The organism is Mycobacterium paraterrae (genome assembly GCF_022430545.2).
GTDB lineage: Bacteria > Actinomycetota > Actinomycetes > Mycobacteriales > Mycobacteriaceae > Mycobacterium > Mycobacterium paraterrae.
In genome coordinates this window covers 3,215,191-3,231,599 of sequence record NZ_CP092488.2, presented here as the reverse complement: position 1 = coordinate 3,231,599, position 16,409 = coordinate 3,215,191, and the positions used below count along the sequence as shown (strand labels likewise).

Below are 16,409 nucleotides of genomic sequence, written 5' to 3'. Positions count from 1 at the left end.
CGCCGGTCAGTCCTCGCGAGCCGCCGCCAGGGCGGCGTTGAAGGTCTTGCTGGGCCGCATCACCGCGATGGTCTTCTCGTCGTCGGGCCGGTAGTAGCCACCGATGTCGACCGCTTCGCCCTGCACCTCGTTGAGTTCGGAAACGATCGCGTCTTCGTCCTTGCCCAATTCGTCCGCCAGAGCAGCGAAGTGCTGGCGCAGCTCCTCGTCGTCATGCTGGTTGGCGAGTTCCCGCGCCCAGTACAACGCCAGGTAGTACTGGCTGCCGCGGTTGTCGAGCTCACCGGTCTTGCGCGACGGGCTCTTGTTGTTGTCCAGCAGCGTCCCGATCGCGGCGTCGAGCGTCTTGCCAAGGATCTTGGCCCGCTCGTTGCCGGTCTTGATCCCGACCTCCTCGAAACATGCTCCGAGAGCGAGGAATTCGCCGAGCGAGTCCCACCGCAGGTGGTTCTCCTCTACCAGCTGGTGGACATGCTTGGGCGCCGAGCCGCCGGCTCCCGTCTCATACATGCCGCCGCCGGCCATCAAAGGCACGATCGACAGCATCTTGGCGCTGGTGCCCAGCTCCAGGATCGGGAACAGGTCGGTCAGGTAGTCGCGCAAGATGTTTCCGGTCGCGGCGATGGTGTCCTCACCTCGCATCACCCGCTCCAGCGTGTACCGCATAGCCCAAACCTGCGGCATGATGTTGATGTCCAGGCCTTCGGTGTCCAGCTCCTTCAGGGCCGCCTTGACCTTCTTGCGTAACTCGGCTTCGTGCGGCCGTTCGGTGTCCAACCAGAACACCACGGTCATGCCGGAGTTACGAGCCCGGTTCACGGCCAGCTTGATCCAGTCCTGGATTGCGGCGTCGGTCACGACCGGCATCCGCCAGATGTCGCCTTCCTCCACGTTCTGGCTGAGCAGCACTTCGCCCGATTCAAGGTCGACAATGTCGGCGACGCCATCCTCGGGAATCTCGAAAGTCTTGTCGTGCGAGCCGTATTCCTCTGCTTGCTGCGCCATCAGACCGACGTTGGGGACGGTGCCCATCGTGGTCGGGTCGAACTGCCCGTGCGTTTTGCAGAAGTTGATGATCTCCTGATAGATGCGCGAGAACGTCGACTCGGGGTTGACGGCCTTGGTGTCCTTCTGGCGGCCGTCGGCGCCGTACATCTTGCCGCCCGCGCGGATCATGGCAGGCATCGACGCGTCGACGATCACGTCGCTGGGCGAGTGAAAGTTACTGATGCCCTTGGCCGAATCGACCATCGCCAACTCCGGGCGGTGCTCATGGCAAGCGTGCAGGTCGCGGATGATCTCGTCATGCAGCGAGGCGGGCAGCGTCTCGATCTTGTTGTACAGGTCGACCAGCCCGTTGTTGACATTGACGCCCAGTTCGTCGAACAGCTCCTGGTGCTTGTCAAACGCTTCCTTGTAGAAGGTCTTGACGGCGTGGCCGAAGACGATGGGGTGACTAACCTTCATCATCGTCGCCTTGACGTGCAGCGAGAACATCACGCCGGTCTTATAGGCGTCTTCGATCTGCTCCTCGTAGAATTCGATCAGCGCCTTCTTGCTCATGAACATGCTGTCGATGACGTCACCGTCGTGCAGCGAGACCTTCGGCTTGAGCACAATCGTCTTGCCGCTCTTGGTCTTCAGCTCCATCTTGACCTCGCGGTCGCGGTCCAGCGTCATCGACTTCTCGCCGTGGTAGAAGTCCCCCTTCTTCATCGTCGCGACATGCGTGCGCGACGCCTGCGACCACTCCCCCATGCTGTGCGGGTGCTTGCGCGCGTACTCCTTGACCGCCTTCGGGGCGCGACGATCCGAGTTACCCTGTCGCAGAACGGGGTTCACGGCGCTACCGAGACACTTGGCGTAGCGGTCGCGAATCTCCTTGTCTTCGTCGGACTTCGGGCTCTGCGGGTAGTCGGGGATCTTGAAGCCCTTGCCCTGTAGTTCCTTGACCGCGGCAACCAGCTGCGGCACCGAGGCGCTGATGTTCGGCAGCTTGATGATGTTGGTGTCAGGTTCTTTGGTCAGCCGACCCAGCTCACCCAGGTTGTCGGGCACCTTCTGCTCGTCGGTCAGATAGTCGGAGAATTCGGCCAGGATCCGCGCGGCCACCGAGATGTCGCTGGTCTGGACGGTGATGCCGGCCGGCTCGGCGAACGCCCGCACGATCGGCAGAAACGCATAGGTCGCCAGCAGCGGCGCCTCGTCGGTCAGCGTGTAGATGATGGTCGGCTGGTCGGCGCTCACGTATTTCTCCCGGTATCGGTTAGATCCTGACGGGCTTCGCGGTGAATCTGCTGCCACGTTATCAAGCATGTTTGCGCCGCCGCCGACCTCGATCCGGCGGCTGGCACGCGTTCGCCTTGATGAGCTAGGCTTCTCCTTGGTCATGAGCGCCAGCGTCAAGCCCCGGCTTGCTGGCCGGCAACCCTCCAACCGCGGTGGGGTGCTCCGGGTGAAGACCAGGTTTCGTAGCTGACAGTGGCTACGCGGCAAGCGCGGGTCCGCCGTGATGGGCCCCCCGGAGTAGACAGGGAAACCTGATGCGCACCTGTGTGGGCTGGCCCATCGTGTGTCGTTGACGGCTTCCCGGAAAGCAATCCACCGTGAGTTCCGATAGCACCCCTGAGACCGATCCGACCGCCGGCTGGTCGTTCGAGACCAAGCAGATCCACGCCGGCCAGCAACCCTGCCCCGCCACCGGCGCCCGTGCGCTGCCGATCTACCAGACCACGTCGTACGTCTTCGACGACACCTCGCACGCCGCGGCGCTGTTCGGGCTGGAAGTGCCCGGCAACATCTACACCCGCATCGGCAACCCGACCACCGACGTCGTCGAGCAGCGCATTGCCGCCCTGGAGGGCGGGGTGGCCGCGCTGTTCCTGGCTTCGGGTCAGGCCGCCGAGACGTTCGCGATCCTCAACCTGGCTGCGGCCGGCGATCACATCGTCTCCAGTCCACGGCTCTACGGCGGCACCTACAACCTGTTCCACTACTCGCTGCCCAAGCTCGGCATCGAGGTCAGCTTTGTCGAAGACCCCGACGACCTCGAGTCATGGCGTGCCGCGGTGCGACCCAACACGAAGGCGTTCTTCGCCGAGACCATCTCCAACCCGCAAATCGACGTCCTGGACACCCCCGGCGTTTCTGCTGTGGCACACGACAACGGTGTGCCGCTGATCGTCGACAACACCGTCGCGACGCCGTACCTGATCCAGCCGATCAGCCAGGGCGCCGACATCGTCGTGCACTCGGCCACCAAATACCTCGGCGGGCATGGCGCCGCGATCGCCGGGGTCATCGTCGACGGCGGAACCTTCGACTGGACGCAGGGTCGTTTTCCTGGCTTCACCGTCCCCGATCCCAGCTACCACGGTGTGGTGTTCGCGGAGTTGGGTCCACCGGCTTTTGCGCTCAAGGCGCGGGTGCAACTGCTGCGCGACCTGGGTTCGGCGGCATCGCCGTTCAACGCTTTCCTGGTCGCTCAAGGTCTGGAGACGCTGAGCCTGCGGATCGAGCGACACGTCGCCAACGCCCAGCGGGTTGCCGAATATCTGGAGGGCCACGACCTCGTGCAGGCGGTCAACTACGCCGGTCTGCCCAGCTCGCCGTGGCACGAGCGGGCGAAGAGGTTGGCGCCGAAGGGAACCGGCGCGGTGCTGTCTTTTGAGCTGGTCGGTGGGGTCGACGCCGGCAAGGCCTTCGTCAACGCCCTGAAGTTGCACAGTCACGTCGCCAACATCGGCGACGTCCGATCGCTGGTGATCCACCCGGCGTCGACGACCCACGCTCAACTCAGCGCGGCCGAACAGCTGGCGGCCGGGGTCAGCCCCGGTTTGGTGCGGCTGGCGGTCGGTATCGAGGGAATCGACGACATCCTGGGCGACCTCGAATTGGGCTTTTCCGCCGCTCGTCCATTTGGCGGCGTCCAAGCCGCCGGCGAACGCGACCCGCACGCCGTGGCGGCGTTCTGAGGAGTCGGCAGGTGACAATCTCTGACATGCCGACGCAGACGCTGCCCGCCGAGGGCGAAGTGGGCATCGTGGACGTGGGCTCGCTGACGCTGGAAAACAGCATGGTGCTCGACGACGTCAGCATTGCCGTTCAGCGGTGGGGCGAGTTGTCGCCCACCCGCGACAACGTCGTCGTCGTCCTGCACGCGCTGACCGGCGACTCGCACGTCACCGGGCCTGCCGGTCCCGGGCATCCCACACCGGGCTGGTGGGACGGAATCGCGGGCCCGGGTGCGCCAATCGACACCCGCCGGTGGTGCGCGGTGGCCACCAACGTACTGGGAGGCTGTCAGGGCTCGACCGGGCCGCGGTCGACCGCGCCCGACGGAAAGGCTTGGGGCTCAAGGTTTCCGCTGGTGTCGATCCGCGACCAGGTCACGGCGGACGTGGCGGCGCTCGCGGCGCTGGGCATCACCGACGTCGCCGCGGTGCTGGGCGGATCGATGGGTGGCGCGCGAGCGCTCGAGTGGATGGTCTCCTATCCCGAGCGGGTCGGCGCCGGGCTGCTACTGGCCGTCGGCGCGCGCGCGACGGCCGACCAGATCGGTACGCAGTGCACCCAAATCGCCGCCATCAAAGCCGACCCGAACTGGCAGGGCGGCGACTACTACGACACCGGACGCACCCCGGACGCGGGACTCGAGATCGCTCGCCGCTTCGCCCACCTGACTTACCGCGGCGAGGCCGAGTTGGACAGCCGGTTCGCCAATGAGGCCCAACGCGGTGAAGATCCCGCGGCCGGAGGCCGCTACGCGGTGCAGAGTTATCTGGAGCATCAGGGCAGCAAGCTGGTGTCGCGGTTCGATGCGGGCAGTTACGTCGTGCTCACCGAGTCGTTGTCCAGTCATGACGTCGGCCGTGGCCGCGGCGGCGTCGAGGCCGCACTGCGGGCCTGCCCGGTACCTGCCGTGGTTGGTGGCATCACCTCCGACCGGCTCTATCCGCTGAGGCTGCAGGAGGAGCTGGCCTCGCTGCTGCCGGGATGCGACGGCCTCCGCGTGGTCGATTCGATCTATGGGCACGACGGGTTCCTGGTAGAGACGGACGCCGTGGGGGATTTGGTGCGACAGACGTTGGATTTGGCCGCGGCGAAGGGTGCGTGTTCGCGGTGAGTCAGTCTTCACAGGCCCGCTCACTGTCATTTGGCTCTGAAGCGGCCGCGTACGAGCGCGGGCGCCCGTCGTATCCGCCGGAGGCAATCGACTGGTTGCTGCCCAGCGGGGCCCGCGACGTGCTGGACCTCGGCGCGGGAACCGGCAAGCTGACCAGCCGGCTGGTGGAACGCGGGCTGGATGTGATCGCCGTCGATCCGATCGCCGAGATGCTGGAGATGCTGCGCACATCGCTTCCGAATACGCCGGCGCTGCTCGGCACCGCGGAGGAAATCCCGCTGGCGGACAACAGCGTCGACGCGGTGCTCGTTGCGCAGGCATGGCACTGGTTCAACCCTGACCGGGCGATACCGGAGCTGGCCCGAGTGCTTCGCCCCGGCGGCCGACTGGGTCTGGTGTGGAACACCCGCGACGAGCGATCCGGCTGGGTGCGGGAATTGGGCAGCATCATCGGCCGCGACGGCGACCCGATGCGCGACCACGTCACGTTGCCGGAGCCCTTCACCCACGTCGAGCGCCACCAGGTCGAGTGGACGAATTATCTGACCCCGCAAGCGTTGATCGATCTGGTCGCGTCGCGCAGTTACTGCATCACCTCTCCCACTCAGGTCCGCACCAAGACGCTGGACCAGGTGCGCGAGTTGCTGGCCACCCATCCCGCGTTGGCCAATGCCGGCGGTCTTGCGTTGCCGTACATCACGGTGTGCGTGCGCGCGACGCTCGCGGCTTAGCCCTGGGGCCCGCCGCGTCGGGCGACCGCGGCTATTGTGCGAGCTGTGAAACCGCTGCTGGCCTTCTGCGCCTTGGTTGTAGGCACTGCACCGCTTGCCCACGCCGACGACATCGACAGCGCGTATCAGGCCAACGTTCAATCGGTCGGCGTTCCCGCCGACAGTCCCGCCGCGGCCGGGCCCTACGGACGGCAGATGTGCGATCGTCTGCCCGCGACCGGTTTCGACCCGCTGGTCGCCGCGGTAAACCACGAGAATCCCGGGCTGACCATGCACCAGTCCGCCATGGTCATCGGCGCGGCCGTCGCGAACTTCTGCCTCGACAAGTCCTACTTGCTGCCGCACGACCTCAAGTACTAAGCCGCTTCGTCGTCGTCTCCGTTTTGGAGGAGTTTTTCGGGGTGGTGGTAGGTGTTGGTGCGGGGTTGGCCGCGGTCGAGGTGGGGTGGTGGGATCCATTCGGTTTCGCCGCGGTGGTTTTTGCGGGTGGTCCAGCCTTGTTCGGTGAGGGCGTGGTTGGGGGGACAGGTCAGGGTCATGTGGTTGACGTCGCTGACGGGGTGGGTGCGGTAGGGGTCGTCGTGGTGGACCTGGCAGTGGTAGCCCGAGACGTCGCAGCTGGGGAAGGTGCAGCCGCGATCTCTGGCGATCAGGACGAGTCGTTGGGCCGGTGTGGCCAGGCGTTTGCTGTGATACAGCGCCAACGCTTTGCCGCGCTTGAAGATGGCCAGGTAGTGGTGGGCGTGTTGGGCCAGCCGGATGACATCGGACATCGGTAGCAGGGTGCCGCCGGCGGTCAAACCCCGCCCGGCGCCGGCTTCTAGCTCCTGGAGTGTGGTGGTGACGATGATGCTGGTGGGTAGCCCGTTGTGTTGGCCGAGGTCGCCGGAGGCCAGTAGGGCGCGTCCGGCGGTGAGCAGGGCGTCGTGGGTGCGTTGGTGGGCGCCGCGGGTGTCGCCCTGGATCGCCTCTTGGGACGGGGTACCGGAGATGCAGGGTTCAGCGTCGTTGGGGTTGCACATGCCGGGTGCGGCGAGTTTGGCGAACACCGCATCCCAGGTAGCCCGCGCCTCCGGGGTCAAATAGCCGCTGATCTTGCTCATGCCGTCGATGTCTTGGCGGCCGATCGTGATGCCGCGGCGTGTGGCGCGGTCGATGTCGGTGAAGTCGCCGTCGGGGTTGAGGCAGTCCATCAGCCGGTCGGCGAGTTTGGCCAGTTCGTCGGGGCGGTGTTCGGTGGCGCGCTGGGCGAGTTCTTGTTCGGCGCGTGCGCGGGTGCCGACATCGACGAAGTCGGGGATGCGTTGCCAAAACGAGCGGATCACCGCGACATGGCCGGCGCCCAGCTCCCCGGCGCGTTGGGCGGCAGCGGTCGCGGGCAACACCGGCGCCAACACCTCACCGTTCAAGGCCCGCCGCTCGCCCAAATCGGCGGCTTCGTGGATACGGCGGGAGGCCTCTGAACGGCTGATCCGGAGCCGGTCGGCCAGCACCGCGGGTAGTTTCCCACCCAGCACCGCCTGGTCTTCGTGGCCCAGCTCGTTGATCAACTCGTGCTCGACCGCGGGCAGCTGCCGGCGGAACACCTCGAAGCTTTCCAGGACGTTGAGCCGCTCCGGCGTCGTCAACGCGTCGAACCCGAGGTCCAGGGTGCGTTTCATCGCAGCGCGCAGCGCGTCGAGACCCTCGACGACATCCTCACGACTACTCGAGCGCATGTTCGAATTGTAACGACACCCACCGACATCCGAAGAACTCATCCACAGCTGAAACCACAGTGACGGAAGTGGTTTGAGACGAGACGAGCGGTGGGCTACGCCTCGACGGCGAGATCAGACGACCGACGTCAGACCGGCATGCCGGAGAACATCACCCGACCTGGGTCGTACTTCTGCCGAACGGCGTCCAACCGCGACAGGTTCGGGCCGAAGTAGCGCCCCGCGGGCTGGCCCGCCTCGAGGTAATTCACATAGCCGCCAACCGAATACGGCCCAACGGCCCGATGCGCCTCGGAAAGCCACGCACGAGCGGCCGCGGGGTCACCCGTTTCGACATACCACTGCACCAACGACGACTGCCGGCGCCAGGGAAACGCGGTTGCCCCGACTGGTACATCGGCAAGCGCGCCATCCAGTGCGTGCATAATCGCCAGCATGCGACCCGCCCCGCGCGGGAATGCGTCGACCGCAGCGGCGATCCCCTGGGCGGTGGCCGGCGTCATGGAGGCGAAAACGTCTGACCCGCCGACATATCCGAGCGGTGCCGGGTTGAGGTTGTTGACCGCAAGGTAATTCGTCAAGTCCAGGTAGTTGAAAGTGTGATGCTCCGTGCCGCTGGGTTGCAGACCGACGGCCGACGTGAGGGCAGACGCGACACTGCCGCCCGATCCAGCGGGGCAGGTCGCCAAAATCCGGCAATGCGTGCCCATTTGGTCGACCGTCGCGTCGGCCAACGCCCAGCAACTACGGTCTGCGGTGCGTAGCCAGTTTTGCCAGCCGACCAACACTTGTGCAAAAGAATGCGCCGGAAAGTCGAGGTTCACCGCGTCAACCTGACTCGCCGGGAATGTCGCGAAGGTCAAAGATGTCGTTACACCGAAATTTCCGCCCCCGCCGCCGCGCAGCCCCCAGAACAAGTCGGGCTGTGAATTCGCCGATGCGACAACGGATTGCCCGCCGGGAAGCACCACGGTGGCCGACCGCAGGGCATCGGACATCAGACCGGCGTGCCGCGAATGCGCGCCCAGTCCGCCACCGAGCGCGTGACCGGCCGCGCCGACCGACGGACAGGTGCCAGTCGGAATTCCCCGACCCGCCGCGGCCAGAACCTGGTGCACCGCATACAAACTGGTCGCCGGCGGGACGGTGACCAGCCCGGTGGCCGGGTCGTAGTCGACGCCACCGGGCAACTGGCGCAAATCGAGCACCATCGCTCCGTTCGCGACCGACGCCCCGACATACGAGTGCCCGCCGCCGCGCGGTGCGACCTTCAGATTGTTCGTAGCCGCGAACGCCATTGCCTTCTGCACGTCGGCCTGCGATGTCGGGACGACGACCGCGGCCGGCGTCTGCCCGTTGTAATTGACGTTGAAAACTGCTTTGGCGGAGCCGAATTGCGGCGATTCCGGTCGGATGACCTGGCCGCCGATCGACAGAGCGTCCCAGCCTGCGGCCACGGGCTCGGCAAAGGCACGACCCACCCCGGCACACGCACCGCCCACCAGCGCACCGACCGCGCCGCGCAGAAATGCCTGACGTGAGATCTCACCTGGCATGCTCGAATTGTCGTGCACGCGAACCCAAGACACGCCGCAACAGCACGCGTATCACCGCGTGTCGCGCTAAACGTACGCGAACCTTTACCGCGCCGTGTTCATTACGTGACGGCGGTACGCCAGAGTTCCTGGCTATGGGGATGTCGTTGCTGAAAAACCAACCGCTGACCGTGCGCATGCTGGTCGGCGTGGGGTGCATGATCACGGTTGCCACTGCGTTTTCCATACCGGGTGACGCCGACCCCAGCGACGACAACTTCATCGACGCGCTCAGCCATGCCGGAATCGAGTACGGCGAACCGGGGAACGCGATGGCCGTGGGTCAGTCCATCTGCCCGCTGCTGGCCGAGCCGGGCGGCAGTTTCGCGGCCGCCGCATCGGGCGTAGCGCATCGCGGCATGTCACCGCAGGCGGCCCGGATGTTCACGGCTATCGCGATCCAAACGTATTGCCCAGATAGACTGAGCGGCAACGGAATAACGGGCGTCCCAGGAGTCTAACGCGTCCCGAGCGGATCGATCGTCCAGGCGATGTAGACCATCGCCGTCGCGACCGAGGTCAGCATCGCGAAGTCGATCGCCCTGCTGCGCACCACCAATAGGCCCGCGCGTTCGTCCGTCAAAGCCAACCGCAGCACCGCGGCCACACCGACGCCGATCCCGATCAACAGCGAGCCGCGGCGCCAGAAGTTCGCGGCCGCCAAAGCGAATGCCACGACGAAGATCAGGACGACCGACACTATCGGCCATTGCGGCCGGAGCCAGCGCACGCTCAGCGACCTTCCGCCAACTCGACGACGTTGGTCAGCAGGAACGCTCGGGTCAAGGGGCCAACCCCACCCGGGTTCGGCGACACGTGGCCCGCAACCTCCCAGACGTCGGGATGCACGTCACCGGTGAGCTTGTCGTCGACTCGGCTCACGCCGACGTCGATCACGGCGGCACCGGGGCGCACCATATCGGGGGTCAACATGTGCGGCACCCCGACTCCGGCGACGATGATGTCGGCCTGCCTGGTCAGCGCTGGTAGGTCACGAGTTCCGGTGTGGCACAACGTTACCGTCGCATTCTCCGAGCGGCGGGTGAGCAGCAGCCCGAGTGGGCGGCCGACCGTGACGCCGCGTCCGATCACCACGACGTGCGCGCCGGCGATTTCCACGTCGAAGCGCCGCAGCAGATGCACGATGCCGCGTGGAGTGCAGGGCAGCGGCGCCGGGTCCATCAGGACCAGCCGGCCGAGATTCGTCGGGTGCAGACCGTCGGCGTCCTTGGCGGGGTCGATGCGCTCCAGCGCCGCGTTTTCGTCCAAGTGCTTAGGGAGCGGCAATTGGACAATGTAGCCGGTGCACTCCGGGTTGGCGTTCAGCTCGTCAATGGTCTCGTTGAGCTTGGCCTGGGTGATGTCGGCGGGTAGGTCGCGACGCAGCGAGGTGATGCCCACCTTCGCGCAGTCGGCGTGCTTGCCGCGGACGTAGGCTTGCGATCCCGGATCATCGCCCACCAGGACGGTGCCCAGCCCCGGCGTCTTGTCCGCTGCGGTCAGCGCGGCCACCCGCTCCTTGAGGTCGACGAAGATCTCATCACGCGTCGTTTTGCCGTCCAAGGTAATTGCAGCCACGTGCTTCAGTTTGGCATGCCGAACACCTGCCACGCGCACTCGAATCAATGGCGACCCGCCGCGTTCGGCCCCGCCGAACTTGCGATCGCCACCTCCCGAACGGCGACCCGCCGCGTTCGGCTCCGCCGACCTCGCGATCGCACCGACCTCCCGAACGGCGACCCGCGGCGTTCGGCTCCGCCGACCTCGCGATCGCACCGACCTCCCGAACGGCGACCCGCGGCGTTCGGCTCCGCCGAACTTGCGATCGCCGTAGGCTCCTGACCATGTCCGAAGCCCCGGATGTGCTGGCACCGGCAAAGCTCGGGCCCATCACGCTGCGCAATCGCATCATCAAATCCGCCACGTTCGAGGCCCGCACACCCGGCGCGCTGGTCAGCGACGACCTGATCGAATACCACCGCCTGCCGGCCGCCGGCGGCGTCGGGATGACGACGGTGGCCTACTGCGCCGTCTCGCAGGGCGGCCGCACCGAAGGCAACGGCATCTGGATGCGACCGGAGGCCGTGCCCGGCTTCCAGAAGTTGACCGACGCGATCCACGCCGAGGGCGCCGCGGTCAGCGCGCAGATCGGTCACGCCGGACCGGTCGCCAACGCCCGATCGAACAAAGCCACCGCGCTGGCGCCGGTGCGGTTCTTCAACCCGATCGGCATGCGCTTCGCCAAGAAGGCCAGCCGCGACGACATCGACAACTTGATCGCCGACCACGCCAACGCCGCGAAGCTCGCCGTCGAGGCCGGATTCGACGCCGTCGAGGTGCATTTAGGCCACAACTATCTGGCGAGTGCGTTTCTCAGCCCGTTGATCAACCGCCGCACCGACGAGTTCGGCGGGTCGCTGGAAAACCGCGCCAAAGTCGCCCGCGGCATGGTGCTTGCGGTCAAACGCGCCGTCGGCGATCAGATCGCGGTCACCGCGAAGCTGAACATGTCCGACGGAGTGCGCGGCGGCATCTCGGTCGACGAGGCCATCACCACCGCCAAGTGGCTACAGGATGACGGCGCCCTCGACGCGATCGAGCTGACCGCCGGCAGCTCGCTGGTCAACCCGATGTACCTGTTCCACGGCGACGCCCCGCTCAAGGAGTTCGCCGGCGCGTTCCCCCCACCGCTGCGCTGGGGCATGCGGATGACCGGCAAGAAGTTCCTGCGCGAATACCCGTACCGCGAGGCCTATCTGCTGCGCCACGCCAAACGGTTCCGCGCCGAGCTGACGATCCCGCTGATCCTGCTGGGCGGGATCACCAATCGCGAAACGATGGACCTGGCGATGGCCGAAGGCTTCCAGTTCGTCGCCATGGGCCGGGCGCTGCTGGCCGAGCCCGACTTGATCAACCGGATCGCCCGGGACGGCGCCGGCGTTCGTTCCGCATGCACGCACTGCAACCGGTGCATGCCGACGATCTACACCCGTACCAGCTGCGTGGTGACCGGCGCGCCTGACCTCCTGGCGCGCTGACCGACCCGCAGCCGATACAGTCGGCACAGTGAGCCATCCAGCTAATGTGGGGGCGATGAGTCACGCCGCCCCACCCGCGCTGACAGTCCACTACGACGGATCCCAACGTAGTTTCGCAGCCGGTCACGACATCGTGGTCGGTCGCGACCTGCGCGCCGACTTACGCATCACGCACCCGCTGATCTCGCGGGCACACCTGCTGCTGCGTTTCGAGCAGGGTCGCTGGCGGGCTATCGACAACGGCTCGCTGAACGGCACCTACGCCAACGGACGACGGGTGCCGGTGATCGACCTGCACGACGGCCAGACGATCAACATCGGCAACCCCGACGGTCCGCAGTTGAGCTTCGAGATCGGACGCCACGACGGGGTCGCCGGCCGGCCGCCGCAGACCACTTCGATGCCGATTGCCAGGGCCGGCGCGCCCGCGCGGCCACCCCAGCAACCGGGTCCCGGACTGCCGCCGCGCCCGGCCGCCGCGCCAAGGTTGTCCGGCCCGACCGGCCAAATGCCCGGGGCGAGTTCCGGTCCGGGTCCACGGCCCTACCCCGGCCCACCACCCCCGCCGCCCTATCCCGGGCAGCGTCCACCGGCCTACCCTCAGGGGCCGTCGCAGCCGCCCCCGCCCCGGCAACCTGTGGGCCCGCCTCAGATCGTTCAGCAAGACACCCGGATGGCACCGCCGGTCGTAAGCAAGCCGCCCGAGGTCGGCAACCTGGCGACCAAGATGATCCAGGCGATTTTGCCTGGCTCGTCGACGCCGAATAAACCGGCCGGCTCGTTGACCATCGGTCGCGCCAATGACAACGACATTGTCATCCAGGACGTGCTCGCGTCGCGCCATCACGCGTTCCTGGTCGACTCGCCGCTCGGTGCCGAGATCCGTGACGCCAACAGCATCAACGGCACGTTCGTCAACGGCGTGCGGGTCGGCTCGGCGGTACTCAACGAGGGCGACGTGGTGACGATCGGCAACATCGACCTCGTCTACAGCGACGGCAACCTGATCCGACGCACCGAAGCCGCGACGCGCACCGGAGGCCTCGAGGTCAACAGCGTGCACTTCCGGATCGACGGCAAGGAATTGCTGGACGGCATCTCGCTCACCGCCCGCCCCGGCACGCTGACCGCGATCATCGGTGGCTCCGGTGCGGGCAAGACTACGCTGTCGCGGCTGATCGCCGGCTACACCAAACCCAGCGCCGGAACGGTGACTTTCGAGGGCCACAACATCCACGCCGAGTACGCGACGATGCGCAGCCGGATCGGGATGGTTCCACAGGACGACGTGGTGCACCGCCAGCTGACCGTCAACCAGGCGTTGGGATACGCCGCCGAACTGCGGTTGCCGCCGGACACCAGCAAAGAGGAACGCGCCCAGGTCGTCGCGCAGGTGCTCGAGGAACTCGACCTGACCAAGCACGCCGACACCCGAGTCGACAAGCTCTCGGGCGGGCAGCGCAAACGCGCGTCGGTCGCGCTCGAGTTGCTCACCCAGCCGTCGCTGCTGCTGCTCGACGAGCCGACGTCGGGCCTCGACCCGGCGCTGGACCGCCAGGTGATGTTGATGCTGCGCCAGCTCGCCGATGCCGGTCGTGTGGTGCTGGTCGTCACGCACTCGGTGTCTTACCTCGACGTCTGCGACCAGATCTTGCTGATGGCCCCGGGCGGCAAGACCGCCTTCAACGGACCGCCGAGCCAGGTCGGCGAGGTCTTGGGGACCACCAACTGGGCGGACATCTTCGCCAACGTGGGCGCCGACCCGGACGAGGCGAACCGTCGCTTCCTGGAACGCAACGGCGGCAGACGCGAGCAGAAGCCACCGGATAAGGAAAGCCCTGCGGATCTGGGCGAGCCCGTGCACACCGACCTGCTACGCCAGCTCTCGACGATCGCGCGACGTCAGGTCCGGCTGGTGATCTCCGACCGCGGCTATTCGGTGTTCCTAGCGGTGCTGCCGTTCCTGATCGGCGCACTGTCGCTGACCGTGAAGGGCCCGAAACCCGGTCTGGGGCCCGCTGATCCGCTTGGTCTGGCGCCCACCCAGCCGCAGTACGTCATGGTGCTGCTCAATATCGGGGCCGTGTTCATGGGTACGGCGCTGACTATCCGTGACCTGATCGGCGAGAGACCGATCTTCAAGCGAGAACAGGCCGTTGGTCTTTCCACGACCGCGTATCTGCTGGCGAAGGTCGCCGTGTTCTGCGCCTTCGCCACCACTCAGGCGGCGATCGCGACGATCATCGTCCGAATCGGAAAGGGCGCGCCCACTGCGCATCCGCCCTTCTTCGGCAACTCGACGTTCTCGTTGTTCGTGACGGTCGCCGGCACCTGTGTGGCGTCGGCGATTCTCGGACTGCTGCTCTCCGCGGTCGCGCAGTCGAACGAGCAGATCATGCCGCTACTGGTGGTGTCGATCATGTCGCAGCTGGTACTCGCCGGCGGCATGATCCCGGTGACGGGCCGAGCGGGCCTGAATCAGCTGTCCTGGATCACGCCCGGACGCTGGGGGTATGCCGCCGGGGCGTCGTCCATCGACTTCCCGAGCCTGGTGAAGGTCAAGCAGATTCCGACCAACGACCCGATCTGGCAGCACTCCAAGCACATCTTCTTCTTCGACATGGCGATGCTCGCGGCGCTGTCGCTGTTCTACGCCGGCTACGTGCGGTGGAGCATCCGGCTGAAACGCTAGGCGTCCAGCCGTAGACCGTGGGCGGCGGCGTAGGCCAGTGCCTGCTCGATGTCGATGCGCGCCTTCGTCAGCGTCGCCGTCGTCCACAACGACGGATCGACGATCGCGCCGCGCAGGTCGGCGTCGTCCAAACGGGTTCCGACGCTGCGCGCACCGGAGAGGTCCGCGCCGCGCAACACGGTTTTGCGCAGGTCGGCCTCGACCAGGTTGGCCTCGCGCAGCCGGCAGCCGCTGAAGTCGATGCCGCGCAGGTCATTCCCGCCGAGTGTGGTCAGGGTGAAGTCGACCTCATCGAGGGTCAGCGGTCGAAACCGGCACCGCACGAACACCGAGCCCAGCATGCTGCACTGGCGAAACGTGCTGTGCCACAGGGTGCTCAGATTGAACGTGCAGTTGCGGAACGCCGACCCCAGATGCTCGGACTCAGCGAGGTTCACCCCGCTGAAGTCGCATTGGGTGAACACCACCCGCTCGGTGCGGAGTCTGCTCAAATCGTCGTCGCGGAAGTCGCGGCCGACGAATTCGCGATCGGTCCAGTGCACTATGCGCTGTGCGACAAACTCGCCAGCGCGTATTCGCTCACCGCGATCAAGGCATCGGTTGCCGACCTGCGGTCGCGGGCGTCGACGTTGATCACCGGGACGTGTGCGGGCAGCGTCAACGCCTTGCGTACCTCGTCGGCCGGATACCTTGGCGTGCCGTCGAACTCGTTGACCGCGATCAGGAACGGCAGGTTGCGGTGTTCGAAGAAATCCACGGCGGCAAAGCAGTCCTGCAGGCGCCGACAGTCCACCAGGATCACCGCGCCGATAGCGCCTCGCACCAGGTCGTCCCACATGAACCAGAATCGGCGCTGCCCGGGCGTCCCGAACAGGTAGAGCACCAGATCCTCGTCGAGTGTGATCCGGCCGAAGTCCATCGCGACGGTGGTGGTGCGCTTGTCCGGCGTGGCGTCGACCATGTCGACACCGGCAGACGTGTCGGTGACCATCGCCTCGGTGCGCAGCGGCATGATCTCGGAGACCGCGCCGACGAACGTCGTCTTCCCGGCGCCGAATCCGCCGGCGATGACGATCTTGGTGGACGCGGTATCGCGCGACTTATACGGGGACGCGGCCCCCGCATCAGAGCGCTCGTAGGCCACGGAGCGTCCTTCCTATCAATTCGCGGCGTTCATCACGGGTGGAACTGTCGGTCAAAGTCCGATTGACTCGAAGGTAGCCCGAAGTCACCAGATCGCCGACCAACACGCGCGTGACACCCAGCGGCAAATTCAGACGAGCCGAGATTTCGGCCACCGACGGGCTCTTCACGCACAGTTGCACGATTCTGCCCCGGACGTCGCCCGACGGCCACCGGTGAAACATCGCCGACTGCAGCGCCTGCACGGGCGCTTCCAACGGGATGTCGACGTTGGCCTTGGTCCGGCCCGCTGTCAGCGTGTACGGCCGGACGAGGCTCGCCTCGGACGGCGGCGGTTCAGAGCCCGACGGTTCGCGCTTGTCCATGC

The 16,409-nt window shown here is 66.4% G+C and carries 14 protein-coding genes, 1 pseudogene and 1 riboswitch; of the genes and pseudogenes, 7 read left to right on the top strand and 8 right to left on the bottom strand.

Going from position 1 to position 16,409, the window contains the following annotated elements:
- Positions 1 to 6 precede the first annotated feature (6 nt).
- Positions 7 to 2,247 (bottom strand): NADP-dependent isocitrate dehydrogenase, encoded by a 2,241-nt coding sequence (locus MKK62_RS15570; protein WP_240259290.1) that lies wholly within the window; start codon positions 2,245 to 2,247, stop codon positions 7 to 9.
- 138 nt (positions 2,248 to 2,385) lie between these two features.
- Positions 2,386 to 2,505: riboswitch (SAM riboswitch) on the top strand.
- Positions 2,506 to 2,606: 101 nt separating this feature from the next.
- On the opposite strand from MKK62_RS15570, the gene MKK62_RS15565 reads away from it, so the two are divergent.
- The 4 genes from MKK62_RS15565 to MKK62_RS15550 are packed head-to-tail and all read left to right on the top strand — an operon-like array spanning position 2,607 to position 6,216.
- Positions 2,607 to 3,974: a bifunctional o-acetylhomoserine/o-acetylserine sulfhydrylase gene (locus MKK62_RS15565; RefSeq protein ID WP_240259292.1), complete on the top strand. Its 1,368-nt coding sequence runs from the start codon at positions 2,607 to 2,609 to the stop codon at positions 3,972 to 3,974.
- An 11-nt stretch (positions 3,975 to 3,985) separates the two neighbouring features.
- Complete coding sequence (gene metX / locus MKK62_RS15560) at positions 3,986 to 5,125, top strand: homoserine O-acetyltransferase MetX (RefSeq protein WP_240259294.1); 1,140 nt, start codon at positions 3,986 to 3,988, stop codon at positions 5,123 to 5,125.
- Positions 5,122 to 5,856: a class I SAM-dependent methyltransferase gene (locus tag MKK62_RS15555; RefSeq protein WP_240259296.1), complete on the top strand. Its 735-nt coding sequence runs from the start codon at positions 5,122 to 5,124 to the stop codon at positions 5,854 to 5,856. Before metX ends, MKK62_RS15555 begins: the two co-directional genes overlap by 4 nt.
- Before the next feature lie 45 nt (positions 5,857 to 5,901).
- A complete protein-coding gene (locus tag MKK62_RS15550; protein WP_240259304.1) occupies positions 5,902 to 6,216 on the top strand; it encodes a DUF732 domain-containing protein in 315 nt (104 codons plus the stop codon).
- Here the strand turns inward: MKK62_RS15550 and MKK62_RS15545 are convergent.
- Positions 6,213 to 7,574: an HNH endonuclease signature motif containing protein gene (locus MKK62_RS15545; RefSeq protein ID WP_240259312.1), complete on the bottom strand. Its 1,362-nt coding sequence runs from the start codon at positions 7,572 to 7,574 to the stop codon at positions 6,213 to 6,215. The genes MKK62_RS15550 and MKK62_RS15545 overlap by 4 nt on opposite strands.
- 128 nt (positions 7,575 to 7,702) lie before the next feature.
- Complete coding sequence (locus MKK62_RS15540; protein WP_240259314.1) at positions 7,703 to 9,130, bottom strand: FAD-binding oxidoreductase; 1,428 nt, start codon at positions 9,128 to 9,130, stop codon at positions 7,703 to 7,705.
- A gap of 134 nt (positions 9,131 to 9,264) precedes the next feature.
- On the opposite strand from MKK62_RS15540, the pseudogene MKK62_RS15535 reads away from it, so the two are divergent.
- A pseudogene (locus tag MKK62_RS15535) lies at positions 9,265 to 9,624 on the top strand (DUF732 domain-containing protein); the annotation flags it as partial.
- Between the two features lie 2 nt (positions 9,625 to 9,626).
- Here the strand turns inward: MKK62_RS15535 and MKK62_RS15530 are convergent.
- Together MKK62_RS15530 and MKK62_RS15525 are read right to left on the bottom strand one after the other, a co-directional pair.
- Positions 9,627 to 9,905, bottom strand: a complete 279-nt coding sequence (locus tag MKK62_RS15530) for a DUF3017 domain-containing protein (RefSeq protein ID WP_240264128.1) — start codon at positions 9,903 to 9,905, stop codon at positions 9,627 to 9,629.
- Positions 9,902 to 10,747, bottom strand: coding sequence for a bifunctional methylenetetrahydrofolate dehydrogenase/methenyltetrahydrofolate cyclohydrolase (locus MKK62_RS15525; RefSeq protein ID WP_240259318.1), 846 nt, complete (start codon positions 10,745 to 10,747; stop codon positions 9,902 to 9,904). Before MKK62_RS15525 ends, MKK62_RS15530 begins: the two co-directional genes overlap by 4 nt.
- A 266-nt stretch (positions 10,748 to 11,013) precedes the next feature.
- On the opposite strand from MKK62_RS15525, the gene MKK62_RS15520 reads away from it, so the two are divergent.
- Both MKK62_RS15520 and MKK62_RS15515 read left to right on the top strand, forming a co-directional pair.
- Positions 11,014 to 12,207: an NADH:flavin oxidoreductase gene (locus MKK62_RS15520; RefSeq protein ID WP_240259320.1), complete on the top strand. Its 1,194-nt coding sequence runs from the start codon at positions 11,014 to 11,016 to the stop codon at positions 12,205 to 12,207.
- 55 nt (positions 12,208 to 12,262) lie between these two features.
- Entirely contained in the window at positions 12,263 to 14,899 is a 2,637-nt protein-coding gene (locus MKK62_RS15515; protein ID WP_240264129.1) for an FHA domain-containing protein, read from the top strand.
- Here the strand turns inward: MKK62_RS15515 and MKK62_RS15510 are convergent.
- Genes MKK62_RS15510 through MKK62_RS15500 form a run of 3 tightly spaced genes read right to left on the bottom strand, consistent with a single transcriptional unit; the run spans position 14,896 to position 16,407 of the window.
- Positions 14,896 to 15,444 carry a pentapeptide repeat-containing protein gene (locus tag MKK62_RS15510; protein ID WP_240264130.1) on the bottom strand — a complete coding sequence of 183 codons (549 nt, stop codon included), beginning with the start codon at positions 15,442 to 15,444 and terminating at the stop codon, positions 14,896 to 14,898. The genes MKK62_RS15515 and MKK62_RS15510 overlap by 4 nt on opposite strands.
- Positions 15,441 to 16,043, bottom strand: coding sequence for a GTP-binding protein (locus MKK62_RS15505; RefSeq protein WP_240259322.1), 603 nt, complete (start codon positions 16,041 to 16,043; stop codon positions 15,441 to 15,443). The genes MKK62_RS15510 and MKK62_RS15505 overlap by 4 nt, the downstream gene beginning before the upstream one ends.
- Positions 16,024 to 16,407 (bottom strand): DUF742 domain-containing protein, encoded by a 384-nt coding sequence (locus tag MKK62_RS15500; protein ID WP_240259324.1) that lies wholly within the window; start codon positions 16,405 to 16,407, stop codon positions 16,024 to 16,026. The genes MKK62_RS15505 and MKK62_RS15500 overlap by 20 nt, the downstream gene beginning before the upstream one ends.
- Positions 16,408 to 16,409: the final 2 nt, after the last annotated feature.

What these genes read in the sequence shown, in the direction of transcription:
- MKK62_RS15545 (WP_240259312.1), bottom strand. Translation starts at nt 7,574, where the DNA reads ATGCGCTCGAGTAGTCGTGAGGATGTCGTCGAGGGTCTCGACGCGCTG.
- MKK62_RS15540 (WP_240259314.1), bottom strand. Translation starts at nt 9,130, where the DNA reads ATGCCAGGTGAGATCTCACGTCAGGCATTTCTGCGCGGCGCGGTCGGT.
- MKK62_RS15520 (WP_240259320.1), top strand. Translation starts at nt 11,014, where the DNA reads ATGTCCGAAGCCCCGGATGTGCTGGCACCGGCAAAGCTCGGGCCCATC.
- MKK62_RS15515 (WP_240264129.1), top strand. Translation starts at nt 12,263, where the DNA reads ATGAGTCACGCCGCCCCACCCGCGCTGACAGTCCACTACGACGGATCC.
- MKK62_RS15500 (WP_240259324.1), bottom strand. Translation starts at nt 16,407, where the DNA reads ATGGACAAGCGCGAACCGTCGGGCTCTGAACCGCCGCCGTCCGAGGCG.